The organism is Myxococcus xanthus (assembly GCF_006402735.1).
Taxonomy (GTDB): Bacteria; Myxococcota; Myxococcia; order Myxococcales; family Myxococcaceae; genus Myxococcus; species Myxococcus xanthus_A.
Window position 1 is genome coordinate 4125982 of the sequence record NZ_CP017174.1, and the last position, 25572, is coordinate 4151553.

Below are 25572 nucleotides of genomic sequence, written 5' to 3' on the forward strand. Positions count from 1 at the left end.
GGTGAAGGGTGTCGGGAAAGGGCGCCCTCCGCGTCCCCCCGCGTGCGCCCGGACGCGCGGGCGTGTAGGAAGGAGCACCATGCGAGTCGTCGTTGCAATGAGCGGCGGGGTGGATTCCTCGGCCGCGGCTGCCCTGCTCAAGGAGCAGGGCCACGAGGTCATCGGTATCACCCTGCGCGTCTGGTCCTACGAGGGCAAGGCGACGTGTGGGAGCTGCTGCAGCCCGGATGACATCGATGACGCGCGGGCCGTGGCCCAGACGCTGGGGATTCCCTTCTACGTGGCCAACGCGGAGGAAATCTTCCAGGACCGGGTCATCAACCCCTTCGTCCAGTCATACCTGGGCGGGCGCACGCCCATCCCCTGCGTCGCCTGCAACCGGGACGTGAAGTTCAACTTCCTCCTCAAGCGCGCCCGCGCGCTCGGCGCCCGGCTGGCCACGGGCCACTACGCCCGCGTGGAGGAGGTGGACGGCCGCTTCGTCCTGCGTCGCGCCGTTGATGCCGCCAAGGACCAGAGCTACTTCCTCTTCACGCTCGGCCAGGACGAGCTGCGCGACATCCTCTTCCCCGTGGGCGGCATGACGAAGGCGGAGGTCCGCGCCGTCGCGGAGCGGCACGGCCTGGTCACCAGTCAGAAGCCGGAGAGCATGGAGATCTGCTTCGTGCCGGACGGCGACTACGCGGGCTTCGTGGAGAAGGTCGCCGGGCCGCAGCCGGCCGGGGACATCGTGGACACCGAGGGCAACGTGCTCGGCACCCACCAGGGCATCCACCGCTACACCGTGGGCCAGCGCAAGGGACTCAACCTGGGGGGCGGCGAGATTCGTTACGTCCACCGGCTGGAGCCGGAGACACAGCGTGTGGTGGTGGGCCCCGCCGAGGGTACCGGCCGCGACAACTTCGGTCTGCTCCAACCCCACTGGGTGGACGGGCCGCCTCCGGCCAGTCAGCCGGTGGAGGTCCGCATCCGGCACCGCCACTCGGGCGCGCAGGGGCGGGTGCATGTCTCGCCGCACGGGCTCGTCTCCGTGAAGCTGGATGCGCCCGCGCGCGCCGTCACCCCCGGGCAGGCCGCGGTGGTCTACGATCAGGACCGCGTGCTCGGCGGCGGTTGGATTGTCTGACCCCGCGTTGCCTCGGAGGGTGCAGCACATGGCACAGCGCCTCGTGGGATGTCTGATCGCGGTCGTCACCGTCTTCGTGGCCGCTGGCTGCAAGGAGCGCTCGGACAAACCCGTCGCGGGGCTGCTCGCCGCTGGTGCGCCGGTGCTGCGCGCGGAAGGCAAGCAGTGGCGGCCCATCGCCGTCGGCTCACAACTGCTGGGGCATGACGAGCTGAAGGCCACCGGCCCCGCGGTGCTGGAGTTCTTCGGCGGTGGCCTGCGCTTCCTGGAGAAGGGCGACACGCTGGAGGTGGGCGAAGCGGACGAGGCGAAGCTCCATGGTGTCAACCTGCCGTCCCGCCACATCGTCGAGGGCAATCTCCAGGAGGCGCCGCGCCCGCTGCGCATCATCGCCGCGCGTTACACCCACGTGCAGGTGACGCCCGCGAGCGCTCAGCAGGAAGACCCGTACAGCTCCAACGGCTACTTCGCCGCCTTCTTCACGCCCAACGGGCTGTCGCCCAACAAGGCCTCTGACGAACCGTCGCGCGATGGCCCTCGCAAGCCGTTGCCGCCTCCGCCACACCGCCCCCGCGTGCCCCACATCCACGCGGGCAACCTGGGCGAGGGCGGTCTGGTGGCCACCGTGGAGGACGGCTTCATCGTGGCGGAGACGGACGACCTGGCCACCGCCGTGCTGATGGAAGGGGGCGATGTGCCTCTGGGCCGCACGGTGCGACTGATGGTGCCCGACGGCGCGGAGGTGGTCCTGCGCACGCAGCAGGGACGCAAGATTGAAGTCGAGGGGCCCGCGGACGTCCGGTTGCGGTGAGGGGAGGGGGAGGGCGGTTTGTCCTTTGGGGGCCCGCTTCGCTAGAGTCCTCGGTCGCCCAGCGGGAGGTGTGCATGACGCGCAGTGAGCTCATCGAGCGCATCGTGGAGCGTGCCCCGCATGTTCCACGGCGTGAGGTAGAGGCCATCGTCCACGCCGTCTTCGAGGAAATGTCCCAGGCCCTGATCGCCGGACGGCGAATCGAGCTGCGGGGCTTCGGCGTCTTCTGCGTCCGCACGCGCCGGGCTCGCACGGGCCGTAACCCCAAGACGGGCCAGCGCGTGTCGGTGCCCGCGCGGCGCACGTTGTCCTTCGCCGCCGGTAAGGAGTTGCGGGAGCGGCTCAATGCCCCGCCCGCCACGGCGGCGTCGCCCGTTCCGGACACCCCACCCGGCGAGGCGCTGTCGCCGCTGCCGCTCGCCGCGGGGGCCTCGTTCTCCGTGCCCGTCACGGGTTGACGGTGAGGCTTGGAGTCGTTCCGCGAATTTGACCGGCCCAGGGGTGGGGCGTACTTTGCCCTCCATGCCGTCGCTACAGGCCGCAACACGGATTTCGTGTGGCCGTTGCGACCGCGCCCGAGGACTTTCAAGCCATGCGTGATGCTCACCGGATGAAGGAGAAGTTCGACGTCTCTCTGGACAACCGGCAGATCGTCAGCCTGCTCATCGCCGGCATTGTCGTGATGGGCGCTGTCTTCGTGCTGGGGGTCGTCGTCGGCAAGAAGCTCGCGGGCAACGCGGATGCCGTGGCCGCGCCGGACCTGCTCTCCGCGTTGGATGCCAACGCGCAGGCGCTCCAGAACGTGCAGCAGGAGCAGCCGCTCACCTTCCCGGACGAGCTGACCCGCAAGGCCGCTGCCGATCCGGTGGCCCCGCCGCAGCCCAAGCCCGCCGTCGCCAAGGCCCCGCCGCCGGCGGAGAAGCCCGCCGCCGCGAAGCCGCCCGAGTCGAAGCCGGCCACCGCGCAGCGCGCCGCGCTGGCGCCCACGCCGGACCCGGACACGGGGGAGCTGCCGCCGGAGGAGCCCAAGGCCGAGCCGGAGCGCGTCGTGGTCGCCGAGGCCCCCACCGCACCGACTCCCGCGAAGGCCGTGCCGGTGTCGGGCAAGGTGGAGGCGTCCGCCGTCCCCACGCGCACCACCACCACGGAGGGTGGCGGCCTGAAGGAGGCCATTGCCCGCGCCACCCAGCAGCCGGCGCAGCCCGCCTCGCCGCCCGCGCAGGCCGTGAAGGGTGGGGCCTTCACGCTCCAGCTCTCGGCGTTCCAGGACAAGCAGGAGGCCGACCGCTTCGCCGCTCGGTTGCGTGATCGGGGCTATGCCCCCTATATCCTGACGGCCGAAGTGGCCGGTAAGGGCACGTGGTACCGCGTCCGCATGGGAAGCTTCGCCTCCCGGGATGCGGCCACCCGGTATCTGTCAGACTTCAAGCGTGAGACTTCGCTCGACGCATTCGTGGCCGGCACGAACTAGAGCGGGACGAGGAAGACGGGAAGCGCCATGACGACGACGAAGCGGGTGGAGAAGCCCTGGGGATACGAACTCATCTGGGCTCACACCGAACGCTACGTGGGCAAGCTGCTGCACGTGAAGCAGGGCCACAAGCTCAGCCTGCAGTTCCACAACCGCAAGGATGAGACCATCCACGTGCAGAGCGGCAAGCTGCTCTTCGTCGTCGACGAGGGTCAGGGGCTCATCGAGAAGGAGATGAACCCCGGTGAGAGCTACCACATCAAGCCGCTCACCAAGCACCGCATGGTGGCGCTGACCGACTGTGACATCCTCGAGGTCAGCACCCCGGAGCTGGACGACGTGGTCCGGCTCGAGGACGCCTACGGGCGCACCGGCACCAGCAACCCGTAGCCGCTGTCCACCGCGGCGGCCCGCCTACTCGCGGGCCGTGTTGTTCGGGTTGCGGGTCCACTTGTCCACCGTGCCGTCCCCGTCCAGGTCCTCGCCGATGCGGTCCACCTGGCCACCTTCCCAGTACTCCCAGTAGTCGATGCGGCCCGTCCCTCGCGTGTCGCGCTCCTTGCGCACCAGCTTGCCGCCTTCGTAGTAGGTGAAGCTGTCCGGGCGGCCGTCACCGTTGGTGTCGCGCTCGCGGCGCGTGTTGACGCCCTTCTCGTGGAAGTAGGTGGCGTCCACGCGCCCGTCGAAGTCCAGGTCCAGCGACTCACGCGCCTTGTCGCCGTTGGCGTCGAAGTAGCGCGTCAGGTCCACGCGGCCGTCCCAGTTCAGGTCCAGCTCCTGGCGCACCTTCCGCCCGTCCACCGTGTAGGTCCACACGTCCGGGCGGCCGTCGCCGTTGGCGTCCTGCTGCGTGACTTCCTCGTTGGCCCCGCCTTCCGGGCGGATGGCCTCGCCGGCCTGCCGGGCCCTCGCGGCGCCCGCGCCGTCCTGCTCCGCCGACTTGCTACTGGCGCAGCCAGCCAGGGCACCCGAGGCCATGAAGCCCAGGAAAATCAACTGCTTGTAGCGTGGCATTGAGAACTCCCAGTGTCTGGGGGCCGCCTGGCGACGTCATTCGCACGAGATGCTTTCGCGCGACACGTCATTCCATATATTTTCACATATCGCCATGGCCCGAAAGAAAGTCAGCACCACCATCTACATCACCCCGGAGCAGAACGAGCTCCTCAAGGCGCTGAACCAGAAGACGAAGGTGCCCGTGGCCGAGTACATCCGCCAAGGCATCGACCTGGTCCTGGAGAAGTACAAGGCGCAGCTGCCGGGGCAGTCGACGTTCGACGAGCTGTGAGAGAGAGGCGTGACGTGAAGAGCATGCGTGGCAAGCGGGTAGCGGTCCTGGGCGGCGCCGGCTTCGTCGGGTCGCACCTGTGTGAGCGTCTTCTGGATGACGGCGCGGCGGTGGTCATCGCCGTGGACAACCTCATCACGGGCAACGAAGAGAACCTGCGCACGCTGAACGGGCGGCCGGGCTTCTCCTTCGTCAAGGCGGACATCACCGAGCGCATCCCGGTGGAAGGGCCGCTGGACTACGTCTTCAACATGGCCTCACCGGCCTCGCCCATCGACTATGCGCAGCTCCCGCTGGAAACGCTGCGTGTGGGCTCCATTGGCACGGAGAACGGGCTGAAGCTGGCGGAGGCGAACAAGGCGGTGTTCCTGATGGCCTCCACGTCGGAGGTGTACGGGGATCCGCTGGTGCATCCGCAGCGCGAGGACTACTGGGGCAATGTGAATCCCATTGGCCCCCGGTCCGTGTACGACGAGGCCAAGCGCTATTCGGAGGCCATCACCGCGGCCTACGGGCGCACCAAGGGCGTGCAGGTCCGCATCGTCCGCATCTTCAACACCTACGGTCCGCGCATGCGCCTCAATGACGGCCGCGTGGTGCCGGCCTTCGTGGGCCAGGCCCTCAAGGGCGAGGACTTCACCGTCTTCGGGGACGGCAGCCAGACGCGCTCGTTCTGTTACGTGAAGGACCTGGTGGACGGGCTGGTCCGGCTGATGCTGTCGGATGAGCCGAACCCGGTGAACATCGGCAATCCCCGGGAGATGACCATCCGTCAGTTCGCGGAGGCCGTGCGCGCGGCGGCGGGCGGGGGCGGGACCATCATCGAGAAGCCGCTGCCCAAGGATGATCCGAAGCAGCGTCAGCCGGACATCACCCGGGCGCGGACGCTGCTGGGCTGGGAACCGAAGGTGCCGCTGGAAGAGGGTCTTCGGGAGACCATTGCGTGGTTCCGAGAGGTTGCCGGTACGAGGCCCCCGGCATAGTTTGCCGGCGCGAAGATCCTGCAAGGCCTGCAGGCGGGAGGTTGCGTGAAGGTCCTGGTGACAGGTGGCGCGGGCTTCATTGGCTCGCATGTGTGCGATGAGTTCCTGCGCGGTGGACACGACGTCGTCGCGTTGGATGACTTGTCCGGCGGCAAGCGGGAGAACCTGGACCCGCGTGTGCGCCTGGCGGTCCACGACATCCGCAGCCGCGAGGCGTCGGAGCTCATCAAGTCCGAGAAGCCCGACGTGCTCTGCCATCTGGCGGCGCAGATGGACGTGCGCCGCAGCGTGGACGACCCGAGCTTCGACGCGGACGTGAACATCCGCGGCATGCTCAACCTGCTGGAGGCCGCCCGCGTCTCCGGGGTGAAGAAGGTCATCTTCAGCTCCACCGGCGGCGCCATCTACGGCGAGCAGGACGTGTTCCCCGCGCCGGAGAGTCACCCCACGCGGCCCATTTCTCCGTACGGTGTCTCCAAGGCGTCCGGTGAGCTGTACCTGGGCTACTACCGGGCGCAGTACGGCCTGCCCTACGTGGCGCTCCGCTACGCCAACGTCTACGGCCCGCGGCAGAACCCGCACGGCGAGGCGGGCGTGGTGGCCATCTTCAGCCAGCGGCTGATCGCCGCTCAGGGCTGCACCATCTTCGGCGAGGGCAAGCAGACCCGCGACTTCGTCTTCGGTCCGGACGTGGCCCGCGCCAACCGGCTCGCCTTCGAGAACGACTACGTGGGCGCCATCAACATCGGCACGGGTGTGGAGACGGACATCAACCGCCTCTACGCACTGCTGGCCGAGGCGGCGGGCTCCAGCGTCTCCGTCGCCCACGCGCCCGGCAAGCCGGGGGAGCAGATGCGCTCCTGCGTGGACAACGCGCTGGCGAAGAAGGTGCTTGGCTGGGAGCCGAGCGTCGACGTGCGGGAGGGCCTGCGCCGCACCATTGAGTACTTCCGCCAGAAGGCCGGCGCGCCCGCTCGCGCGCACGGCTGAGTGGCGTCCAGCGCCCCCGCTGGCAGACGAGGCGGGGGAGGGCGGTACCCCATCCCACGAGCGTACCCGGGCCGGCCCTGAGGGCCGGGGACCGGGCGTGCCGGGAGGGGGCTCAGGGCCTGTCCCAGGGGAGTTCGCCCGGGACGGGCGCTGATGACTGGGGAACAAACAAGCTCCCCCGGTGGGTTGCTCATCGGGTGTACGCGTGCGCGTAGATTTTCGCGCGATTCCCTGTTACGCACGCCCGCTTCTTCCGACGAGCGCCCTGAACATGCCGGCTGAAAACGCGCACATCCGCAACTTCTGCATCATCGCCCATATCGACCATGGAAAGTCGACGCTGGCGGATCGTCTCCTCGACAAGACGGGGACTCTGACCAAGCGCGAGGCGCAAGCCCAGTTCCTCGACAACATGGACATCGAGCGCGAACGGGGCATCACCATCAAGGCCCAGTCCGTGCGGATGAACTACACCGCGAAGGACGGCAAGCAGTACGTCCTCAACCTCATCGACACGCCGGGACACGTCGACTTCGCCTATGAGGTCAGCCGAAGCCTGGCCGCGTGCGAAGGCGCGCTCCTGGTGGTGGATGCGTCGCAGGGCGTGGAGGCCCAGACGCTGTCCAACGTCTACATGGCGTTGGACCACAACCTGGAAATCATCCCGGTCATCAACAAAATCGACCTGCCGAGCGCGGACGTGGAGCGCACCCGGTCGGAGATTGAAGACGTCATCGGCATCGATGCGTCCGTCGCCGTGCCGTGTTCCGCCAAGGAGGGCATCGGCATCCAGGAGATCCTGGAGTCCGTCGTCCAGAACGTGCCGCCTCCGAGCGGCTCCGCGGACGCGCCGCTCAAGGCGCTCATCTTCGACTCCTGGTACGACAACTACCGGGGCGTGGTGACGCTGGTTCGCGTGCTGGAAGGCACGCTCAAGCTGAAGCAGAAGATCAAGCTGTTCAGCAACAACAAGGTCTTCGAGGTCCAGGAACTGGGCGTGTTCAGCCCGTTCTCCCGCCCGGTGCAGCAGCTCATCGCGGGCGAGGTGGGCGTGCTCGTGGCCAACGTGAAGGAGCTGCAGGACGCCAAGGTCGGTGACACCGTCACCGATGAGGCGCGTCCCACGGCCGAGCCGTTCCCGGGCTTCAAGGAAGTGAAGCCCATGGTGTTCTCCGGCATCTTCCCGGTGGACTCCGCGGACTACGAGAACCTGCGCGACGCGCTGGCGAAGCTGGTGCTCAACGATTCGGCCTTCACCTATGAGCCGGAGTCGTCCACCGCGTTGGGCTTCGGCTTCCGCTGCGGCTACCTGGGCCTGCTGCACATGGAGATCGTTCAGGAGCGCCTGGAGCGCGAGTACAACCTGAACCTCATCACCACCGCGCCCAGCGTGGTGTACCGCATCACCACCAGCAAGGGTGACACGCTGCTGGTGGACAACCCGGCCAAGCTGCCGCCGGTGCAGCACATCGAGAAGTTCGAGGAGCCCATCCTCACCTGCCACATCCACGTCCCCAACGACCACCTGGGCGCCATCCTCAAGTTGTGCCAGGAGCGCCGCGGTGTTCAGAAGGACATGAAGTACCTGGGCAGCAGCGGCCAGCGCGTGCAGGTCACGTACGAGATGCCGCTGGCGGAGGTCGTGTTCGACTTCTTCGACAAGCTCAAGAGCGTGTCGCGCGGCTACGCCAGCCTCGACTACGAGCTGGCTACATCGAGTCCGACCTGGCCCGGCTGGACATCCTCATCAACGGGGACCCGGTGGACGCCCTCAGCGTCATCGTGCACCGCGAGCGCGCCTACCTGCGCGGCCGCGAGGTGTGCCAGAAGCTGAAAGAGGTCATCCCGAGGCAGATGTACGAGGTGGCCATCCAGGCGGCGATTGGCGCGAAGATCATCTCGCGTGAGACCATCTCCGCCATCCGCAAGAACGTGCTCGCCAAGTGCTACGGTGGTGACATCAGCCGCAAGCGCAAGCTCCTGGAGAAGCAGAAGGAGGGCAAGAAGCGCATGAAGCAGGTCGGAACGGTGGAGATTCCGCAGGAGGCCTTCCTCGCGGTCCTCAAGTCGGAGCAGTAGTCCATGAACGCGGCCATGCCTTCCGCCACCCCTCCCGCGAAGCTCTCCGAGGCGATGTCGGCCCGCCGCACGCCGGAGATGCTTCGCGCCCACCGTGTGCTGGTGTGGCGCGAGCGCCTCACCAGCCTCTGGGCTCCGTTGATCATCCTGGCGCTGCTGTACGTGCCGTATACGGTGATCATCGAGTACTCGCGCGCTTCCGCCGCGTGGGCCCAGCCGGTGATGAAGGGGCTGGGGCTGTTGCTGGTCCTCTACTTCGTGGCCCTGCTGGTGTGGCGCAACGTCTCCCCCAAGGAGAAGGCGCTGCGCGGCGTGCGCCACGAGGCGAACGAGCTGTTGGAGGAGAACGAGCGCATCCTCCGCAAGCCCGGCGTGAGCGCGAAGGTGGCGGGGCCGGTGCTGGACCGCATCGCCGAGCAGGCGCTGCGCGTGGAGCAGGCCTCCGCGGCGGGTGACGCGGAGCAGTTGCGCACCGAGGTGAAGGGGCTGGAGGCGCTCACCGCGCAGCACCTGGGTGCGTTCCGCAAGCAGTCCGCCATGGACTTCCTGGGTGGGTTCGGCAAGGCGCTGCTGGTGGCGCTGGTGTTCCGCACCTTCATCGTGGAGCCGTACCGAATCCCCTCCGGCTCCATGCTGCCCACGCTGGAGATTGGCGACCAGGTCTTCGTCAACAAGTTCATCTACGGCGTGCGCGTCCCGTTCCTCAACTTCGTGCCGTTCGTCATCGTCCGGCCGCCGGAGCGTGGAGACGTCATCGTCTTCAACAACCCGGTGAACGAGTCGGTGGACTACATCAAGCGCGTGGTCGGCGTGCCGGGCGACGTGGTGGAGTTCATCAACGGCGTCATCCACATCAACGGCCAGCCGCAGAAGCGCGAGCTCGTCTCCAACGAGTTCACCGTCCACAACATCACCGACGACGGGCGCTGGTACGACCAGCAGGAGACCCTCTACGAGGAGAACCTGTCCGGCGTGGCGCATTCCGCGCTACAGACGCTGCCGCGCATGCCGCGCCGGGAGGGCCCCTACGAGGTCCCTCCGGGACATGTCTTCGCCGTGGGTGACAACCGGGACAACAGCGCGGACAGCCGCCACGGCCTGGGCGTCACGGGGTACGGCAAGGCGGAGTACGTCCCCTACGGCCACATCAAGGGCAAGGCGATGGTGGTGTGGCTGTCGCTGGGCTACCACGGGCTGCTGCACGGCCTGTTCGGTGGCACGGGCCTCCGCGTGGATCGGTTCTTCGAACCGGTCCGTTGAGGCGTTCGCTGGAAGCAGGCAGGCCGGCGCACCGCGCACGACGCTTGACGTGCCGCACGCCCCGGGGTACGCGGCGCCCCCGGCCATGAGACACCTGCTTGGAATCGAAGGCTGGCGCCGGGACGAGCTGGAGTCACTGCTCGACCGGGCGAAGGCACACCTCCCCGGCGCTCCCGACACCACCCACCTGCTTCGCGGCAAGGTGGTGGCGAACCTCTTCTTCGAGGACTCCACCCGGACCCGAACGTCGTTCCACATGGCGGCGAAGGGGCTGGGGGCCAGTGTGCTCAACTGGACGCACACCGGCTCCTCGGTATCCAAGGGTGAGACGCTGCTGGACACCGCCCGCAACATCGAGGCGACGGGGCCGGTGGCCATCGTCATGCGTCACCGCTCGTCAGGAGCGCCGCACCTGGTGGCGAAGCACGTGAAGTGCGCCGTCATCAACGCGGGTGACGGCACGCACGAGCATCCCTCCCAGGCGCTGCTGGACGCCTTCACGCTGCGCCAGCGCTGGGGCTCGCTGGACGGGCGCACGGTGCTCATCGTAGGGGACGTGCTGCACAGCCGCGTGGCCCGCTCCAACCTGCACTGCCTCAAGGCGCTGGGCGCCCGGGTGGTGATGTGCGGCCCGCCCACGCTGATACCGCCGGGGCTGGAGTCGCTGGGCGCGGAGGTGACGCACAACCTGGACGCGGCGCTCCCTCGCGCGGACGCGGTGATGTGCCTGCGCGTCCAACTGGAGCGCCAGGAGCAGGCGTTCCTGCCGTCCACGCGTGAATATGCACGGCTGTTCGGCCTCAACGCGGCCCGAGAGGAGCGGATGAAGGCGGGCGCGGTGGTGATGCACCCGGGCCCCATCAACCGGGGCGTGGAGCTGGCGCCGGCGGTGGCGGATGGCGCCCGCAGCGTCATCCTGGAGCAGGTGTCCAACGGCGTCGCCGTGCGGCGGGCCATCTTGGAGGTGTGTACGGCATGAGCTCCACGGTGCTCTTCAGACGGGGGCGTGTCATCGACCCTCGCAACGGGGTGGACGGCGTCCGCGACGTGCTGGTCCGCGACGGCAAGGTGGTGGAGGTGTCGGAGACCCTGCTGCCAGTGCCCTCCAGCGCCGAGGTGGTGGATGCCACCGGCAAGTGGGTGCTGCCGGGCTTCATCGACCTGCACGTCCACCTGCGCGAGCCGGGCGAGGAGGGCAAGGAGACGGTCCTCACCGGCTGCCGCGCCGCCGTGGCGGGTGGTTTCACCGCCGTGGTGGCCATGCCCAACACCAAGGTGGTCAACGACAACGCCATGGTGACGGAGCTGGTGCTGAACCGCGCCCGCGCCGCGGGCCTGTGCCACGTCTATCCCGCCGGGGCCATCACCAAGGGCCTCAAGGGCGAGGAGCTGGCGGAGATGGGCGAGCTCGTGTCCGCCGGCTGCGTGGCCATCACCGACGACGGCCGCCCGGTGATGAACGCGTCGCTGATGCGGCGCACGCTCCAGTACGCCACCCAGTTCGACGTGCCCGTCATGGTCCACGAGGAGGACCTGACGCTGTCCGCGGGTGGGGCCATGCATGAGGGCACCACCTCCACGCGGCTGGGGCTGCGCGGCATCCCTGCTTCCGCGGAGGTGGCGATGGTGGCGCGAGATCTGGTGCTGCTGGAGGAGACGAAGGGCCGGCTGCACGTGGCGCACGTGTCCTGCGAGGGCAGCGTGCGGCTCATCCGCGAGGCCAAGCGCAGCGGTCTGCGCGTCACCTGCGAGGTGGCGCCGCACCACTTCATCCTGGATGACCGTGCCGTGGGGGACTACGACACCCACGCGAAGATGGCCCCGCCGCTGCGCGCGGACACCGACGTGCAGGCCCTGCGCGAGGCGCTGGTGGACGGGACGGTGGACGCCATCGCCACGGACCACGCGCCGCACGGCGTGTTGGACAAGCAGGTGGAGTTCGAGAAGGGCATCAACGGCATCGTGGGGCTGGAGACGGCCCTGGGGCTGACGCTGGAGCTGGTGCATGCGGGCGTGCTCACCGCGAACCGCGCGGTGGAGCTGCTGACGCACGGGCCCGCGAAGGCGTTCGGCCTGCCGGGCGGTCACCTGGCGCCTGGGGCGCCGGCGGACGTCACGGTGGTGGACCCGGACGCGGAGTGGACGGTGGACGCCCACCAGTTCCATTCCCGCAGCCGGAATACACCGTTCCATGGCCGGAAGCAGAAGGGGCTCGTTATCCAGACGTGGGTCGCGGGCCACAAGGTGTTCGACAAGGGCCAGGTCGGCCAGAGCAAGGAGTCGCGGTGATGACAAAGCGGGCAGTGCTCGCCCTGGCGGATGGCACCACGTTCGAAGGCCGTGCGTTTGGCGCGGTGGGCGAAACGGTGGGTGAAGTGGTGTTCAACACGACCATGTACGGTTACCAGGAGGTCCTCACGGACCCCTCGTACGTGGGCCAGATTGTCACCATGTCGTACCCGGAGATTGGCAACGTCGGCGCCAACCCGGAGGACGAGGAGGGCGCCCGGGTGCACGCGGTGGGCATGGTGGTGCGCGCCCTCAGCGAGCAGCCGTCCAACTGGCGCGCGAAGGAGTCGCTGGACGCGTACCTGAAGCGCAACGGAGTGGCCGGCATCGAGGGCATCGACACCCGCCGCCTGGTGCGCCACCTGCGCACGCACGGCGCGCAGATGGGCGTCATCTCCAGCGAGGGCCAGTCCCCCTCTGCCCTGGTGGAGCGTGCCCGCTCCGCGCGCGGCATGGAGGGCCTGGACCTGGCCACGGGCGTGTCCACGAAGGAGGCCTACACCTTCACCCAGCCCTCGCCGGACGTCTTCACCGGCTTGGGAGAGGTGCGGGTGCCGGCCGAGCCCCGCTTCGACGTGGTGGCCTACGACTACGGCCTGAAGAAGTCGATGCTGCACTTCCTGGTGGACGTGGGCTGCCGCGTGACGGTGGTGCCGGCCACCACCACGGCGGAAGAGGTGCTGGCGCGCAAGCCGAACGGCGTCTTCCTGGCCAACGGCCCTGGAGATCCGGCGGCGGTGAAGGGCGCGGACCGCACCGTGGCGGCGCTGCTGGGCAAGGTGCCGGTGTTCGGCATCTGCCTGGGGCATCAAATCATGGCGCTGGCCCTGGGCGGCCGGACGTACAAGATGAAGTTTGGCCACCGGGGCGGAAACCAGCCGGTGAAGGACCTCACGACGGGCAAGGTGGAAATCACCGCGCAGAACCACGGCTTCGCCGTGGATGACGCCAGCCTCAAGGGCCTGGCCGTCGTGACGCACATCAACCTCAACGACGGCACGGTGGAGGGTCTGGCTGTTCCGGACGCGCGGGCCTTCAGCGTGCAGTACCACCCCGAGGCCTCGCCCGGCCCCCATGACGCGCGCTATCTCTTCGACAGGTTCGCGAAGCTGATGGCGGGGTAGGATGGCGCCACCGAATATGACCTCGTCGCTGTCACCGCTCTCCTATCAGCCGTATCTGGATCAGCTCATCGCCTTTGGCAGTGCCGAGTCGCGCAAGGAGGACCTGCTCCAGGCCAAGGCGGAGTACTTCCGTCTGACGGGCGAGGTCTTCGAGGACGACAAGCTCTTCGAACTGCGGATGGCGTCCTTCCTGGACTTCTACCTCTATGACCGCGTCCCGCCGCTGACGAACAAGACGCCGGCCACGGAGTTCTACGAGCAGCGCCTGGCCGGTTCCGCGCCCGAGGAGGCCAACGCCTTCCGGAGCTTCACGGAGACGGTCCATGGTCTCTTCGAGGTCCGCAAGCTGGGCAAGGGCGAGGTCCGTCTGCGCGAGCTGTACTCGGGCAAGGACTTCGACGTGACGGAGCGCCGCCACGTCGCGGGCCTGGAGACGGGGGACATCATCGAGGCGCGCCTCATCCCCTTCGGTGGGCACCTGCTGTTCTCCTCCGCGTTCTGCTACCACCCCCGCATGGCCGTGAAGGCCATCAAGGCGGAGGTGAAGCGCCGAAAGAAGAAGGAGCCGGATCGTACGCCCAACGAGCTGGTGTGGGAGTGCGCCCGCCGTGCGCTCAACATGGAGCGCTACCGGCAGCTCGCCGTCGAGAAGATCTACGACTTCGAGCAGAAGGTCCTCTGAGCCCGCTGGCCGCGGAGCGCCCCGGTGACGGCATGTCCCGGGGCCCCGCTGGCCCGCTCAGATGCGGTGGATGCTCATCAGGTTGGTGTTGCCCGGGACGTTGAGTGGGACCCCGGCCACCACCACCACGGGCGTACCGGGCGCGCCGATCTTCTCCTTCCGGCACAACTGGCGCACCTGGCTGAGCATGGCGTCCGTGGTGGAGACGCGCGCCACCTGCAGGCCCGTCACGCCCCAGTAGAGCGCCATGCGATTCACGGCCGTCTCGCTCGGCGTGAGGGCGATGATGCGCGCGCGGGGCCGGAACTCGGAGATGAGGCGCGCGGTGTGGCCGCTCTCCGTGTAGGCGACGATGGTGCCAATGCCCAGCTGTGTCGCCGCCGCCACGGCCGCCGCGGCCACGCCGGTGCCCAAATCCTCGGAACGCTCGAAGGGGGAGTGGTGCTGGTGCTTCACCACGCCGCGCTCCGTCTCCTCCACGATGCACGCCATGGTGGACGCCGCTTCGATGGGGTAATTGCCCGCGGCCGTCTCGCCGGACAGCATGACGGCGTCCGCGCCGTCGAGGATGGCGTTGGCCACGTCGGACACCTCGGCGCGGGTGGGGCGCGCGTTGGCCACCATGCTCTCCAGCATCTCCGTGGCGACGATGACGAGCCCGCCCATGCGGTTCACCGCGCTCACCATGCGCTTCTGGATGGCGGGCAGGCGCTCCAGGGGCATCTCCACACCCAGGTCGCCACGCGCCACCATGATGCCGTCCGCCACGGCGGCAATCTCCTCCACGCGCTCCACCGCCTGGGGCTTTTCAATCTTCGCGATGAGGGGCGTCTTCAGCTTCGCCACGTGCGCGCGCGCCTTCTTGATGTCCTCGGGCGTGCGGACGAAGGACAGCGCCACGTAGTCCACGCCCACCTCCTGGCCAAAGGCCAGGTCCACCGCGTCCTTGCGGGTAATCGTGGGCACCGACATGGGCGAGCCGGGCAGGTTGAGGCCCTTGTGATTCTTGAGCACACCGCCCACCTCCACGCGGCACTGCACGTCCTGCCCTTGGACGCGCAGCACCCGCAGCCGCACGCGCCCGTCATCCAGGAGGATTTCGTGGCCCTTGGCCACGTCCTTCACCAGCGTCTTGATGGGGGTGGGGATGACGCCGTCCTGGCCCAGGACGTTGCGCGTCGTCACCGTGACGGACTGGCCCTGCTTCACCAGCAGCTGGCCCCCTTCGAAGCGGCCCAGGCGGATCTTCGGCCCCTGGATGTCCTGGAGGATGGCCACCGGCGTGCCCAGGCGCTTCGCGACCTTGCGGATGGTTTCCACCCGGCGGCGGTGCTCCTCGTGCGTGCCGTGCGAGAAGTTCAGCCGCGCCATGTTCATGCCCGCGCGGATGAGCCCTTCGATGACCTCGGGCGAGTCCGAAGCGGGGCCCAGGGTGCAGATGATTTTCGCCTTGCGCATAGGGCCGCGCATCCTAGGCGGCGGGGTGCCCGGCTTGACAGCCTTGCGCCCACGAGACTAACTCTTCTGCCAACGCGGGCCTCTCACCAGGCGCCGCGGAGCCTTTGCGCTCTCGATGGCAGAGAGAGAAAGCCCGGCATCCCTGGGAGGGGGGGCCGGGCTTTCTTGCAAGTGCTCCGCGTCAGGACCTAGAGCTCGATTTCCTTGCCCGTGCCCAGCGGCGCCTTGGGCATCGAGTGGCCCGGCGGCAGGCCCCGCATGTCCATGTCGATAGGCGGCTCGCTCGGGGCACCCGGGGCAGGGAAGCCGGGCGCGTCCAGCGGCCCGCTGCCGCCCACGCCGGGGCCTTCCTGCTGGAGGCCCTCGATCTCCTCGCGGGTGATGCCGGCCAGCGTCAGCACCTTGCGGGTGACGCGGATGCGGGCATGGCTGGTGAGCGCCATGGCGATGGAGTCCGACGGCCGGGCGTCCAGCGTCATCTTCTTCTTGCCCTGCTCCAGGAAGACGCGGCCCGAGTAGACGTTGTCACGCAGGTCGTCGATGCGGACCTCCGTCACCTTGGCGCCCAGCTCCGTCACCACGTCGTCCAGGAGGTCCTGTGCGAGCGGCTGGGGTGGCTGACGCTCCGCCAGCCGGAAGGCGATGGAGATGGCCGAGGCCTCGTCCACGAACACCGGGAGGACGATGCCCTTGTCCTTGGTGGCCAGGACCACGGCGTGGGCCTGGGCCTCCTCCAGCGGGACGACATCCTGCACCTCGAGCTCGACGAGCTCGGAGCAGGCCTTGGGGTCGTCTTCTCCTTCGGTGATGCAGGGCTGACCCTGAGCCTTTCCCAGGGCCGCCAGCGCTACTGGTGGAGTGAAGGCGGGAAACATCAGCAGCCCTCCGAGCGCCAGAAGCACGGCCGAGAGAGGTGCGACGAACAAAGTGGCGCGGTTGGGCGTTTTCACGCCTTTAAGCTACGCACCCGGCCATCTGCCGGGAGGGTTGCGCTCCAGGCCCGGTTACCCCCTGCTGCGTGGGGCGCTCCCCGGGCTGGAGGGCAGGCGAACAGGCTCAACGACGGTCGTCGTCGTCCTCGTCCTCGTCGTAGTCCTCCTCGTCGTCGACGTCCTCGTCCTCGTCCTCATCGAGGTCGTCGTCCTCCGAATCGTCCTCGTCGTCTTCCTCGTCGTCGTCGTCGAGCATGTCCTCCAGGTCCTCGGACTCCAACGTCATGGACACGGCGAACCGCTTGTCGAGCGCGGCGATCTGCGCGCGCATCTCCGTGAGCGCTGCGACGAAGTCCTCCGTGAGGTTGGCGGGCGCCTTGGCGTCGCAATGCGGGCAGACGATTTTTTCAGTCCCTTCGATGAGGTCCTGAGCGTCCAGCTCGAAGCTCGCCTCGCACTTCTGGCAGGTGAAGTCGATGCTCATGGTCGGGCGCGGCATACAAAGCACTCCAACCAGCTGTCAACGTCCGAGACGTGGGGACATTGGTCGGGGGCCTTGCTTCCGCTAGCGTTCAGGGCATGGACCTTCCCAAGACGGTGGTGCATGCGCTCCATGACCGGGCCGCCCAGCAGGAGCAGCGCCCAGCCCTGTGGACGCGCCGTGGGGGCGCCTATGCGCCCACCTCATGGTTTGAATATGGGCAGCGGGTGCGGCGCTTCGCCCTGGGGTTGCACGCGCTGGGCGTGGGCACGGGCCAGCCGGTGGGCATCCTGAGCTTCAACCGCGAGGAGTGGCACGTCGCCGATCTGGCGGCCATCGCCATGGGGGGCGTCCCTGTCGGTCTCTACACCACCAGCGCCCCGGAGCAGCTGGAGTACATCCTGGGGCACTGTGAGTCCACGCTCCTGGTGGTGGAGAACGAGAAGCACCTGCGCACCGCCCTGGCCCTGCGCGAGCGGCTGCCCAAGCTGCGCCACGTGGTCGTCATCGATGCGCCCACGGTGCTTCCGGAAGGCGTGCTGCGTTACTCGGACGTCATGGCCCTGGGCACCGGCGCGGACGAGAAGCCCTATTGGGACAGCGTCCACTCCCTGACGCCGGAGGCCATGGGCACGCTCATCTACACCTCTGGCACCACCGGCCACCCCAAGGGGGTGATGCTCAGCCACCACAACCTGGTGTGGACGGCGAAGCAGCTCACCGACTCGGTGACGTTCGGCCGGCCCGACGCGTCCTCGCTCGTGTCGTATCTGCCGCTGTCGCACATCGCCGAGCAGATCATCTCCCTCCACAGCCCCTTGCTGAACGGGGTGCAGGTGTACTTCGCGGCGTCGGTGGACACGATGCCGCAGAGCCTGCGGGAGGTGCGCCCCTCGTTCTTCTTCGGCGTGCCGCGCGTGTGGGAGAAGTTCAAGGCAAAGGCGGAGGAGGGACTGGCCTCGCAGCCGCCCTCGAAGCGCCGGGTGGTGGCCTGGGCGCGTCGAGTCGCCTCGGAGCGGCATGAGCGGGTGATGCGCCACCAGAGCGTCCCGATGACGCTGGAGGCCCAGTATCTGCTCGCCCGGCGGCTCGTCTTCGCCCCGCTGAAGGAGCGCATCGGCATGGAGCGGGTGTCCTTCTTCGCCACGGCGGCGGCGCCCATCGGCCGGGACGTGCTGGACTTCTTCGCCTCCATCGACATGGTCATCCACGAGGTGTGGGGCATGACGGAGGTGACGGGCCCCGGCACGGTGAATACCGAGTCCCACACGCGGCTGGGCTCCGTGGGCCGGGCGATGATGGGGGTGGAGCTGCGCATCGCGGACGACGGCGAGCTGCTGGTGCGCGGCGGCAACGTCTGCATGGGGTACTACAAGAACCCGGAGGCTACCGCCGAGCTGCTGGTGGACGGGTGGCTGCACTCCGGTGACGTGGGCCAGCTGGACCCGGACGGCTACGTCCAGATCACCGGCCGCAAGAAGGACATCATCGTCACCTCGGGCGGGAAGAAGACGTCACCCTCCAACATCGAGGAGCTGCTCAAGGCCCTGCCCGGCGTGGGCCAGGCGGTGGTGCTGGGCGAGCGCCGCAACTTCCTGGTGGCCTTGCTGACCCTGGACGCGGAGAAGGCGCGAGCCCTGGCCAAGGCGCAGGGGTGGCCGGAGGACGCCGCCCAGCTCGCGGAGGACGCCCGCCTGCATCAGTTCCTCCAGGAGCTCGTGGAGCGCGACGTGAATCCGAAGCTGTCCCGCTTCGAGACCATCAAGCGCTTCGCGGTGCTGCCGAAGGACTTCTCCGTGGAGGGCGGCGAGCTGACGCCGAAGCTGAGCGTGCGCCGCAACGTGGTGGCGGAGAAGTACGCCGACCTCGTGGAGTCGCTCTACGACGAGTCCCCGCAGGGCGGTTCTCGGACGGGCTGAGCGCACCGGCGCCGCGGGAAAGCGAAAGGGGCGGGAAACCTCGCGGTTCCTCGCCCCTTCGTGCTTCTGGCCCACGCGAGAAGCGCGGGCCTTGTGTCACGGTCTACTTGGCGGCGCGCTTGTCCATGGGGACGTAGTCGCGGCGCGGGGCGCCCGTGAACACCTGGCGCGGACGGGCAATCTTCTGCTCGTTGTCCGTCACCATCTCCTCCCACTGCGCGCACCAGCCCACCGTGCGGGGGATGGCGAAGAGCACCGGGAACATCTCGACCTGGAAGCCCATCGCCTCGTAGATGAGGCCCGAGTAGAAGTCGACGTTCGGGTACAGCTTCCGCTTCACGAAGTACTCGTCCTCGAGCGCGATGCGCTCCAACTCGACGGCGATCTCGAGCAGCGGGTTCTTGCCCGTCACCTCGAAGACCTCGTCGGCCACGCGCTTGATGACCTTGGCGCGCGGGTCGTAGGACTTGTAGACGCGGTGACCGAAGCCCATCAGCTTCTTCTCACCCTCGCCGCTCTTCACCGACTTGATGAACTCCGGGATCTTGGAGATGTGGCCGATGTCGCGGAGCATGCGGAGCACCGCCTCGTTGGCGCCGCCGTGCAGCGGGCCGTAGAGGGCGCCGATGCCCGCGCTGACCGCCGAGTACGGATCCACCTCGGACGAGCCCACCGTGCGCACGGACGTGGTGGAGCAGTTCTGCTCGTGGTCCGCGTGCAGGATGAAGAGGATGTCGAGCGCGCGCTCGAGCACCGGGTGGACCTTGTAGGTCGACGTGCCGATGCGCTTGATCATCGCCAGGAAGTTGGCGACGTAGGACAGGTCGTTGTCCGGGTAGATGTACGGCAGGCCCATCGTGTGCCGGTAGGAGAACGCGGCGATGGTAGGCATCTTCGCGATGAGCCGCGTGATCTGGATGCGGCGGCTCAGCGGGTCCTTGATGTTCTTCGCGTCGGGGTAGAAGCTGGACAGCGCCGCCACCGTGGAGCTCACCATGGACATGGGGTGCGCGTCGTAGCGGAACCCGTCCATGAAGCTCTTCACGTTCTCGTGCACGTACGTGTGGTGCGTGACGAGGTGGTTGAACTGCTCCAGCTCCTTCGGCGTGGGCAGCTCGCCGTTGAGCAGGAGGTAGGCGACCTCGAGGAAGCTCGACTTCTCCGCGAGCTGCTCGATGGGGTAGCCCCGGTACTCCAGGATGCCCTTGTCCCCATCGATGAAGGTGATGGCGCTCTTACAGTTGGCTGTATTGAGGAACGCCGGGTCGTATCCCATCAACCCAAAGTCATCGTCGCCCGCTTTGATCTGGCGGAGAGCATTGGTGCGAATACAGCCGTTCTCGATCGGGACCTCGTAGGTCTTCCCGGTCCGATTGTCGGTGATCGTCAGCGTGTCCTTGGCCATGGGGCGGAGATTTCACAGGGCGGAGAGTGCTTTCAACAAAAAAGAACGATAAGTCTGCTGGTCGGACACTGAGGGTCTCAGCGTGCATCAGTTATCCGAACACCCACCCCCGACAACTGCCGCCAGAACCCAGGAAAGCTCTTTTCAACGCACTCCGGACCGGTGAGCGTCAGCGGCGTGCCGGACAGGACACACAGTGTCGCAGCTGTCATCGCGAGACGATGGTCCCCCTCGCTGCTCATCTCGAAGCCCGAAGGTGGCGTGCGGGGTGGTTGGATCTGCAGCCGTTCCCCCTGAAGCTCCGTGGTTCCGCCGAACGCCTTCACGAGCGTCCGGATGCCCTCAAGACGGTCGCTCTCCTTGACGCGGAGGATGCCCACCTCCGTGAGCGTGGAGGGCGCCGGAAGCACGCAGGCGAGCGCGGCCAGCGTGGGGAGCAGGTCCGGGCACTCCTCGCCGGAGGCGCGCAGGCCTCCTGACAGTTGACCCTCCACCTTCAGCGTGAAGGGCGCACCGGTGGGCACCGCGCGCAGGCCCACCTGCTCAATCAACCGGACAATGGCGTCGTCCGGGTGGGCACTGTCCGTGTTCGCGCGGACCACGGTTCCGCCCGTCTTCCATGCCACCAGCAGCAGGTAGCCCAGGGACGACCAGTCTCCCGGAAGCGTCGGGACGGCCGGGGGCGCCACGTACCCGGCGACGGTGTAGCTCGACGGTGAGCGCTGGATGTCGAAGCCGAAGCGCCGCAGCCACGTCAGCGTCAGCTCCAGGTAGCCCGCGCTGGTGAGGGGGCCGTCAATCTCCACGCGCCAGGGGCGGCGCTCGCGCAGGTACAGCGCCGCGCAGCCCAGCAGCAGGCTGGAGGCGTACTGGCTGCTCTGGGCGCCGGGCACGCGGAACACGGGTGCGATCGTCGACGTGTCACGGGGCGCGCGCAGCTCCACCGGCCAGGGCGAGCCCTCCGTGAGCATGAGGCCCGCGGGACCCAGGGCCTCGCGAAGGGACGTGAAGAGCGGGCCGTGGGGCCGCTCGCCCAGGCGGGGCGTGCCGGTGAAGCGCGCCTGTGCGCTGGGCGTCACCGCCGCCTGGGTGGCCAGGATGCGGAAGGGCGCACCGCCATCCGCGCAGTCGATGTCGCGCACGGCGTCCGGAGGCAGACGCAGGGCCTCGATGCCCTGGCGCAGCACGCGCACGTCGGCGGGGAGGTCCTCGTCCGCCTCGGCCTGCACCGAGGGCAGCGGCCATGTGCCCGTGAGGTGCCCCAGCACCAGTGCCCGCTGCGCGTCCGACTTGGACACCGGCGGGGTGAGGGGCGCGGCGTGCAGCGCGGAGGGGTCCACCCGGATGCGGGAAGCCTTCGCCGTGCTCATGGGCGCACCCCCTTCGTCCACGCGGGCCACAAGGCACGCCAGCTCGGTTCGTCCACGTCTCGTACCTCGGTGGCGCCAATGGCCGTCAGCAGCACCATGCGCAGCTCGCCCTTGGCGCCGGCCTTCTTGTCGGCGGTGAGCAGCGCCAGCACGTCCTTCATCGGCGCGCGGCGAAGCAGAGCGGCGGCGCGCTCGCGGCCCAGTACGCCAGGGCCATTGGCCAGGGCGGCTTCGACCTCGGCGGCCACGGGCTCCGGTGTCACGCCCAGGTGACGGCCCACGTCCAGGGCCAGCAGCATGCCCAGGCCCACGCCGTCACCGTGGGACAGCTTGAAGCGGGACACGCTCTCCAGCACGTGGCCGAAGGTGTGCCCGAAGTTGAGCACCCGTCGCAGCCCCGTGTGCTCGTACGGGTCCTGCGCGCAGATGCTTTCCTTGAGGGCGCGGGCGTCCTTCACCAGCTTCTCGAGCGCGGGCGGCTTGCGCACGTAGCGGCGGAAGAGTGGCGCGTCGAGGCTGGCCACCATCTTCCAGGCCTCCAGCGCGCCTTCGCGGCGCTGCGCATCGGAGAGGGTGTCGAAGAACTCGGGGCACACCCAGCCTTCGTCCGCGTAGTGGAAGACGCCGGCCGGGTTCTTCACCACGCGCCCGCGCACCGTCATGTCGACAGCGCCCTTGCCGCCGACGCTGCTGTCCACCGCCGCCAGCAGCGTGGTGGGGACCTGCACCAGGCGCACGCCGCGCTTGAGGAGGTGCGCGGCTACGGTGGAGACGTCACCGATGGTGCCGCCGCCCACGGCCACGAGCGTGCCGGAGCGCGGGAGGGCCAGGCCGTTGGCCAGGACCTTCTCCAGGGCGGTGAATGTCTTGGCGCTCTCGCCGCCGGTGAGCTGGATGATGGCGCGGGGGCTGCGCGCCTCCAGGGTGGGGATGAGGGTGGGGTGGAGCTTCGCGACCGTGCGGTCCACCACCGCCACGCTGCCCTCGGGCAGGTTCTTGGCGAGGCGGGCGAAGGTGCCCCAGCGGTCGGACGGCGGACGGTAGGCCCCGGGAGGAAGAGCACTCATGGCGCGTGGGGCCTCGCGTTGAGGTGGAGGACGAGGTCGGCGATGACGAGCGACACCATGGCCTCCAGCACCGGGACGGCGCGGGGCATGATGCACGGGTCGTGACGGCCACCCTTCGCATGCTCCTGTAGCGTCGCGGGCGGCTTGAAGAAGGTTCGGATCTGCATCGGCTCGCCATTGGCGAGCCCGCCCTGGATGCCGCCGTACGCGTCCTTCACGGCGTGGAACTGGATGCCGGGCTGGCCAATGCGCTCGAGCAGGTCCGGCGGGCCCCAGACGACGCCCGTGACGGCGCCGATGCTGCCCAGGGCCTGGGCGATGCGCGCCTTGAGCTTGCCGAAGATGGGCTCGCCCAGACCCACGGGCAGGCCCTCCACGCGCACGTCAATGGCGCCGCCCAGGCTGTCGCCCGCCTCCTTCGCGGTGAGGATGCGCTGGGACATCTCGTCGCGGATGGCGACGTCCGGGCAGCGCGTGGCGTGGGCGTCCACCTGCTCGCGGGTGAGTCCTGGCGCGGGTACGGCGGCCACCAGGTTGCCCACCTGGGACACGTAGGCGACGGTGCGGATGGAAGGCACGTCACGGGCGAGGTACGCCTCGGCGATAGCGCCGCCGATGACCCGGCAGAGCGTCTCGCGCCCGCTGGTGCGCCCGCCGCCGCGGTGGTCACGGTGCTTGAATCGCTCGCGCCACACGGCGTCCGCGTGGCCGGGCCGGTCCTCGGCCTTCAGCTTCTCGTAGTCCCCCGAGCGCTGGTTGGTGTTGCGCACGATGGCGGCGATGGGCGTGCCCAGCGTCTTGTCCTCGAAGACGCCGGACAGGATCTCCACCTGGTCCGGTTCGCTGCGCGCGGTGGTGATGGTGGACTGGCCGGGGCGCCGACGGTCCAGCGCGACTTGAATCTGCTCGCGCGTCAGGGGCACGCCGGCGGGGCAGCCATCCAGGATGGCGCCGAGCGCGGGCCCGTGGCTCTCTCCAAACGTCGTCAGGCGAAACAGTTCGCCGAAGGTATTCATGTCGCGGACTCCCAGAGTTGGCGCTGACGCCGGGCTTGCGCGATGAACCACGCCGCACCCAGCAGCACCGGAGTACCGCCGCGACGGACAATCTCCGCGGCGATGCGCCGGCCCGGGGCGCCGTAGGCGATGACCGCCACACGGGCCCCGTCGAAGCGCAGGTCGTCAGGAGCGGGCACCCTATCGGGCCAGGTCCAGACGCCCGCCCCTGTGAGAGGCGCCTGGATGTCGGCGCGTCGCAAGACGCGCAAGTCGCAGCTCAGCTCCGCCGCCACGGACCGGAGCGCCGAGGTGGCGCCACCGTCCCCCAGGACGAAGACTTCGCGAGCCCCGAGCCGCTCGAGCACCGTGCGGGCGCCGAACGTGTCGGTATTGAAGGATTCCCACCGGTCGCCCCGGCGGACCAGCGTGTTGATGGCGTCCAGCGAGGACCCCGTGTGCTTCGCCAGCCGCAGCTTGAAGGGGCTGGTGACGGCGAAGCCCGCGTAGTGGGGCAGCAATGCGTCCACCACGGCCTCCACGGGCCCGTCCTCTGGCAGGTCGATGCGGTCGAAGGGCTGACGGTGGATGCGCGGCGAGCGCGAGTGGACGATGGACGTCCCCAGGATGCCCAGCCGCAGCGGCGGCGCCACTGTGTACCGGTCCGCGCCGCGCAGCTCTCGCACGACGTCGTCCAGCAGCCGCTGGCCGGGCGCCGCGACCCAGGCGCCTCCCGCCGCGACATAATCCAACACGTTGTTCCGGGCGAGCAGCGCCCGCGTGGGCAACGCCACCGCGCCCATGCCCAGCACCGTGACACGCGTGGCACCGAAGCGCTCCACCATCCGCCGCTGCGTCTCCATCAGTGTGACGAGGTGTGCCGGGTCTGCCATCGGCTCCACATGCTTCACCAGGGCGTCGGCGGGCAGCTCACGTTCCCACAACTGGAGCGCTTCCTCGGTGGATAGCTGCCGGCTCGCGTGGTGCGACGCGAGCAGCTTTCCCGGGGGTGCCGCCAGCGATGCCTGCTGCCCCGACGCGTCCATCAAATCCCTGTCCACGCGCCAGGCCGCGGCCACCCAAGGGGCGGGCAGCGGCTTGCCCCGCTCGGAGACGAGCAACGGCAGCACCGCCGCCAGCGCCTCGGGCGAGATGGCGTCCGGGGCGTGCAGGTCCGTACGGATCTCCAGGACGTCCGCCCCACGGCGCTGGCCGTCGCGCGCGAAGCGGACAGCGTCTTCGCCGATCAGGGTGGGGGGCAGGGTGACGACGCGCCGGGCGGGCGTCACAGGGGCACCTCGGGGGCAAGGCAGCCTCGGAGGAAGTCCTCCAGGGCCACGGTGGGGACGCGGGCGTGCAGAACCTCGCGCTCATTGAACACGGAGGACAATTCTTCTTCGAGCGACACCTCGGCACGCAGCCGCGGGCGTGTCCGGTCCGTGAGCAGCCGCTCACGGTAGGTGTCGAAACATACGGGGACGACCAGGGTGAAGAGCCCGGTCAGCGCGTCCGGATGGTGGGACAGGAAACCGCCTCCCACGGCCACCAGCCCTCCGGCCGGCAGGGCTAGGAGGGCGCTTCGTTCAGCGGCCCGGAACTCTTGCGGCGCTTCGGCCACCCATCTGCGCAGCGGGCGCCCGTGCAGGCGCTCCAGGTGCGCATCCAGGTCCAGCCCGGGCCGCGCGAGCATGCGGGCCACCATGGGCAACAGACGCGACTTGCCCGCGCTCCGGTGGCCGGCGAGCACCACCGTCTGTCCGGAGACGGGGAACAGGGAGGGGCCCGGGCGGGCTACCGCCTCCCTCAGTCCCGGCGCGAGCCGGGGATCCACCGAGGCGAGAA

Annotated in this window: 24 protein-coding genes and 1 pseudogene; 15 read left to right on the top strand and 10 right to left on the bottom strand. The window is 68.8% G+C overall.

All coding sequences use genetic code 11. The annotated features are described in order from the left end of the window. Positions 1-79 precede the first annotated feature (79 nt). The 5 genes from mnmA (at position 80) to BHS09_RS17585 (ending at position 3798) form a co-directional block, all read left to right on the top strand. The gene (gene mnmA / locus BHS09_RS17565; RefSeq protein ID WP_011553529.1) at positions 80-1126 is read left to right on the top strand and encodes a tRNA 2-thiouridine(34) synthase MnmA; all 1047 of its coding nucleotides are present in this window, start codon (positions 80-82) and stop codon (positions 1124-1126) included. Positions 1127-1154: 28 nt separating this feature from the next. Further along, positions 1155-1937, top strand: coding sequence for a hypothetical protein (locus tag BHS09_RS17570; RefSeq protein WP_174260557.1), 783 nt, complete (start codon positions 1155-1157; stop codon positions 1935-1937). A gap of 74 nt (positions 1938-2011) precedes the next feature. After that, a complete protein-coding gene (locus BHS09_RS17575) occupies positions 2012-2395 on the top strand; it encodes an integration host factor subunit beta (protein ID WP_140791490.1) in 384 nt (127 codons plus the stop codon). A gap of 134 nt (positions 2396-2529) precedes the next feature. Continuing rightward, positions 2530-3408, top strand: coding sequence for an SPOR domain-containing protein (locus BHS09_RS17580; RefSeq protein ID WP_174260558.1), 879 nt, complete (start codon positions 2530-2532; stop codon positions 3406-3408). Positions 3409-3435: 27 nt separating this feature from the next. Further along, complete coding sequence (locus tag BHS09_RS17585; protein ID WP_011553533.1) at positions 3436-3798, top strand: cupin domain-containing protein; 363 nt, start codon at positions 3436-3438, stop codon at positions 3796-3798. A 24-nt stretch (positions 3799-3822) separates the two neighbouring features. Here BHS09_RS17585 and BHS09_RS17590 read toward each other — a convergent pair whose 3' ends face one another. Continuing rightward, a complete protein-coding gene (locus BHS09_RS17590) occupies positions 3823-4422 on the bottom strand; it encodes a hypothetical protein (protein WP_140798420.1) in 600 nt (199 codons plus the stop codon). A 94-nt stretch (positions 4423-4516) separates the two neighbouring features. Here BHS09_RS17590 and BHS09_RS17595 point away from each other — a divergent pair, with 94 nt between their 5' ends. The 9 genes and pseudogenes from BHS09_RS17595 to BHS09_RS17635 all read left to right on the top strand — a co-directional run bounded on the left by BHS09_RS17595 (position 4517) and on the right by BHS09_RS17635 (position 14103). Next, positions 4517-4696, top strand: a complete 180-nt coding sequence (locus tag BHS09_RS17595) for a ribbon-helix-helix domain-containing protein (protein WP_002640579.1) — start codon at positions 4517-4519, stop codon at positions 4694-4696. Positions 4697-4719: 23 nt separating this feature from the next. Continuing rightward, on the top strand, positions 4720-5679 hold the full coding sequence (locus BHS09_RS17600; protein WP_140796491.1) for a UDP-glucuronic acid decarboxylase family protein: 960 nt from the start codon (positions 4720-4722) through the stop codon (positions 5677-5679). Positions 5680-5724: 45 nt separating this feature from the next. Next, positions 5725-6669: an NAD-dependent epimerase/dehydratase family protein gene (locus BHS09_RS17605; protein WP_140798421.1), complete on the top strand. Its 945-nt coding sequence runs from the start codon at positions 5725-5727 to the stop codon at positions 6667-6669. A gap of 271 nt (positions 6670-6940) precedes the next feature. Next, positions 6941-8748: pseudogene (lepA, locus tag BHS09_RS17610) on the top strand (translation elongation factor 4). Positions 8749-8751: 3 nt separating this feature from the next. Continuing rightward, entirely contained in the window at positions 8752-10008 is a 1257-nt protein-coding gene (lepB, locus tag BHS09_RS17615) for a signal peptidase I (protein ID WP_140791500.1), read from the top strand. A gap of 85 nt (positions 10009-10093) precedes the next feature. Continuing rightward, the gene (locus BHS09_RS17620; protein WP_140791502.1) at positions 10094-10987 is read left to right on the top strand and encodes an aspartate carbamoyltransferase catalytic subunit; all 894 of its coding nucleotides are present in this window, start codon (positions 10094-10096) and stop codon (positions 10985-10987) included. Next, entirely contained in the window at positions 10984-12297 is a 1314-nt protein-coding gene (locus tag BHS09_RS17625) for a dihydroorotase (protein ID WP_140791504.1), read from the top strand. Before BHS09_RS17620 ends, BHS09_RS17625 begins: the two co-directional genes overlap by 4 nt. Then, complete coding sequence (gene carA / locus BHS09_RS17630) at positions 12297-13421, top strand: glutamine-hydrolyzing carbamoyl-phosphate synthase small subunit (protein ID WP_140798422.1); 1125 nt, start codon at positions 12297-12299, stop codon at positions 13419-13421. Before BHS09_RS17625 ends, carA begins: the two co-directional genes overlap by 1 nt. A 16-nt stretch (positions 13422-13437) precedes the next feature. Next, on the top strand, positions 13438-14103 hold the full coding sequence (locus tag BHS09_RS17635) for a DUF7986 domain-containing protein (RefSeq protein ID WP_140800702.1): 666 nt from the start codon (positions 13438-13440) through the stop codon (positions 14101-14103). Between the two features lie 57 nt (positions 14104-14160). On the opposite strand, the gene pyk is transcribed toward BHS09_RS17635, so the two are convergent. The 3 genes from pyk to BHS09_RS17650 form a co-directional block, all read right to left on the bottom strand. Further along, a complete protein-coding gene (gene pyk / locus BHS09_RS17640; protein WP_140791508.1) occupies positions 14161-15561 on the bottom strand; it encodes a pyruvate kinase in 1401 nt (466 codons plus the stop codon). Between the two features lie 188 nt (positions 15562-15749). Further along, positions 15750-16436, bottom strand: coding sequence for a bifunctional nuclease family protein (locus BHS09_RS17645; protein WP_140791510.1), 687 nt, complete (start codon positions 16434-16436; stop codon positions 15750-15752). 181 nt (positions 16437-16617) lie between these two features. Beyond that, positions 16618-16992: a hypothetical protein gene (locus BHS09_RS17650; RefSeq protein WP_174257006.1), complete on the bottom strand. Its 375-nt coding sequence runs from the start codon at positions 16990-16992 to the stop codon at positions 16618-16620. An 80-nt stretch (positions 16993-17072) separates the two neighbouring features. Here BHS09_RS17650 and BHS09_RS17655 point away from each other — a divergent pair, with 80 nt between their 5' ends. After that, on the top strand, positions 17073-18893 hold the full coding sequence (locus BHS09_RS17655; protein WP_174260559.1) for an AMP-dependent synthetase/ligase: 1821 nt from the start codon (positions 17073-17075) through the stop codon (positions 18891-18893). Positions 18894-18996: 103 nt separating this feature from the next. On the opposite strand, the gene BHS09_RS17660 is transcribed toward BHS09_RS17655, so the two are convergent. The 6 genes from BHS09_RS17660 to BHS09_RS17685 all read right to left on the bottom strand — a co-directional run bounded on the left by BHS09_RS17660 (position 18997) and on the right by BHS09_RS17685 (position 25561). Beyond that, the gene (locus BHS09_RS17660) at positions 18997-20298 is read right to left on the bottom strand and encodes a citrate synthase (RefSeq protein ID WP_140791512.1); all 1302 of its coding nucleotides are present in this window, start codon (positions 20296-20298) and stop codon (positions 18997-18999) included. A gap of 77 nt (positions 20299-20375) precedes the next feature. Then, positions 20376-21668, bottom strand: coding sequence for a 3-phosphoshikimate 1-carboxyvinyltransferase (locus BHS09_RS17665; protein ID WP_174260560.1), 1293 nt, complete (start codon positions 21666-21668; stop codon positions 20376-20378). Continuing rightward, on the bottom strand, positions 21665-22735 hold the full coding sequence (locus tag BHS09_RS17670; RefSeq protein ID WP_140791516.1) for a 3-dehydroquinate synthase: 1071 nt from the start codon (positions 22733-22735) through the stop codon (positions 21665-21667). The genes BHS09_RS17665 and BHS09_RS17670 overlap by 4 nt, the downstream gene beginning before the upstream one ends. After that, complete coding sequence (gene aroC, locus BHS09_RS17675; protein ID WP_140791518.1) at positions 22732-23751, bottom strand: chorismate synthase; 1020 nt, start codon at positions 23749-23751, stop codon at positions 22732-22734. Before aroC ends, BHS09_RS17670 begins: the two co-directional genes overlap by 4 nt. Continuing rightward, positions 23748-25019 carry a shikimate dehydrogenase gene (locus BHS09_RS17680; RefSeq protein WP_140791521.1) on the bottom strand — a complete coding sequence of 424 codons (1272 nt, stop codon included), beginning with the start codon at positions 25017-25019 and terminating at the stop codon, positions 23748-23750. Before BHS09_RS17680 ends, aroC begins: the two co-directional genes overlap by 4 nt. Next, positions 25016-25561 carry a shikimate kinase gene (locus tag BHS09_RS17685; protein ID WP_237078364.1) on the bottom strand — a complete coding sequence of 182 codons (546 nt, stop codon included), beginning with the start codon at positions 25559-25561 and terminating at the stop codon, positions 25016-25018. The genes BHS09_RS17680 and BHS09_RS17685 overlap by 4 nt, the downstream gene beginning before the upstream one ends. Between the last annotated feature and the right edge of the window lie 11 nt (positions 25562-25572).

Bases quoted from the DNA above. Each gene is read 5' to 3' on its own strand.
- BHS09_RS17635 (WP_140800702.1), top strand. From the start codon at position 13,438: ATGACCTCGTCGCTGTCACCGCTCTCCTATCAGCCGTATCTGGATCAG.
- BHS09_RS17625 (WP_140791504.1), top strand. From the start codon at position 10,984: ATGAGCTCCACGGTGCTCTTCAGACGGGGGCGTGTCATCGACCCTCGC.
- BHS09_RS17590 (WP_140798420.1), bottom strand. From the start codon at position 4,422: ATGCCACGCTACAAGCAGTTGATTTTCCTGGGCTTCATGGCCTCGGGT.
- BHS09_RS17575 (WP_140791490.1), top strand. From the start codon at position 2,012: ATGACGCGCAGTGAGCTCATCGAGCGCATCGTGGAGCGTGCCCCGCAT.
- BHS09_RS17570 (WP_174260557.1), top strand. From the start codon at position 1,155: ATGGCACAGCGCCTCGTGGGATGTCTGATCGCGGTCGTCACCGTCTTC.
- BHS09_RS17655 (WP_174260559.1), top strand. From the start codon at position 17,073: ATGGACCTTCCCAAGACGGTGGTGCATGCGCTCCATGACCGGGCCGCC.
- BHS09_RS17660 (WP_140791512.1), bottom strand. From the start codon at position 20,298: ATGGCCAAGGACACGCTGACGATCACCGACAATCGGACCGGGAAGACC.
- BHS09_RS17645 (WP_140791510.1), bottom strand. From the start codon at position 16,436: ATGTTTCCCGCCTTCACTCCACCAGTAGCGCTGGCGGCCCTGGGAAAG.
- BHS09_RS17600 (WP_140796491.1), top strand. From the start codon at position 4,720: ATGCGTGGCAAGCGGGTAGCGGTCCTGGGCGGCGCCGGCTTCGTCGGG.
- BHS09_RS17580 (WP_174260558.1), top strand. From the start codon at position 2,530: ATGCGTGATGCTCACCGGATGAAGGAGAAGTTCGACGTCTCTCTGGAC.
- pyk (WP_140791508.1), bottom strand. From the start codon at position 15,561: ATGCGCAAGGCGAAAATCATCTGCACCCTGGGCCCCGCTTCGGACTCG.
- BHS09_RS17665 (WP_174260560.1), bottom strand. From the start codon at position 21,668: ATGAGCACGGCGAAGGCTTCCCGCATCCGGGTGGACCCCTCCGCGCTG.
- BHS09_RS17595 (WP_002640579.1), top strand. From the start codon at position 4,517: ATGGCCCGAAAGAAAGTCAGCACCACCATCTACATCACCCCGGAGCAG.
- aroC (WP_140791518.1), bottom strand. From the start codon at position 23,751: ATGAATACCTTCGGCGAACTGTTTCGCCTGACGACGTTTGGAGAGAGC.
- lepB (WP_140791500.1), top strand. From the start codon at position 8,752: ATGAACGCGGCCATGCCTTCCGCCACCCCTCCCGCGAAGCTCTCCGAG.
- BHS09_RS17585 (WP_011553533.1), top strand. From the start codon at position 3,436: ATGACGACGACGAAGCGGGTGGAGAAGCCCTGGGGATACGAACTCATC.
- carA (WP_140798422.1), top strand. From the start codon at position 12,297: ATGACAAAGCGGGCAGTGCTCGCCCTGGCGGATGGCACCACGTTCGAA.
- mnmA (WP_011553529.1), top strand. From the start codon at position 80: ATGCGAGTCGTCGTTGCAATGAGCGGCGGGGTGGATTCCTCGGCCGCG.
- BHS09_RS17620 (WP_140791502.1), top strand. From the start codon at position 10,094: ATGAGACACCTGCTTGGAATCGAAGGCTGGCGCCGGGACGAGCTGGAG.
- BHS09_RS17670 (WP_140791516.1), bottom strand. From the start codon at position 22,735: ATGAGTGCTCTTCCTCCCGGGGCCTACCGTCCGCCGTCCGACCGCTGG.
- BHS09_RS17650 (WP_174257006.1), bottom strand. From the start codon at position 16,992: ATGCCGCGCCCGACCATGAGCATCGACTTCACCTGCCAGAAGTGCGAG.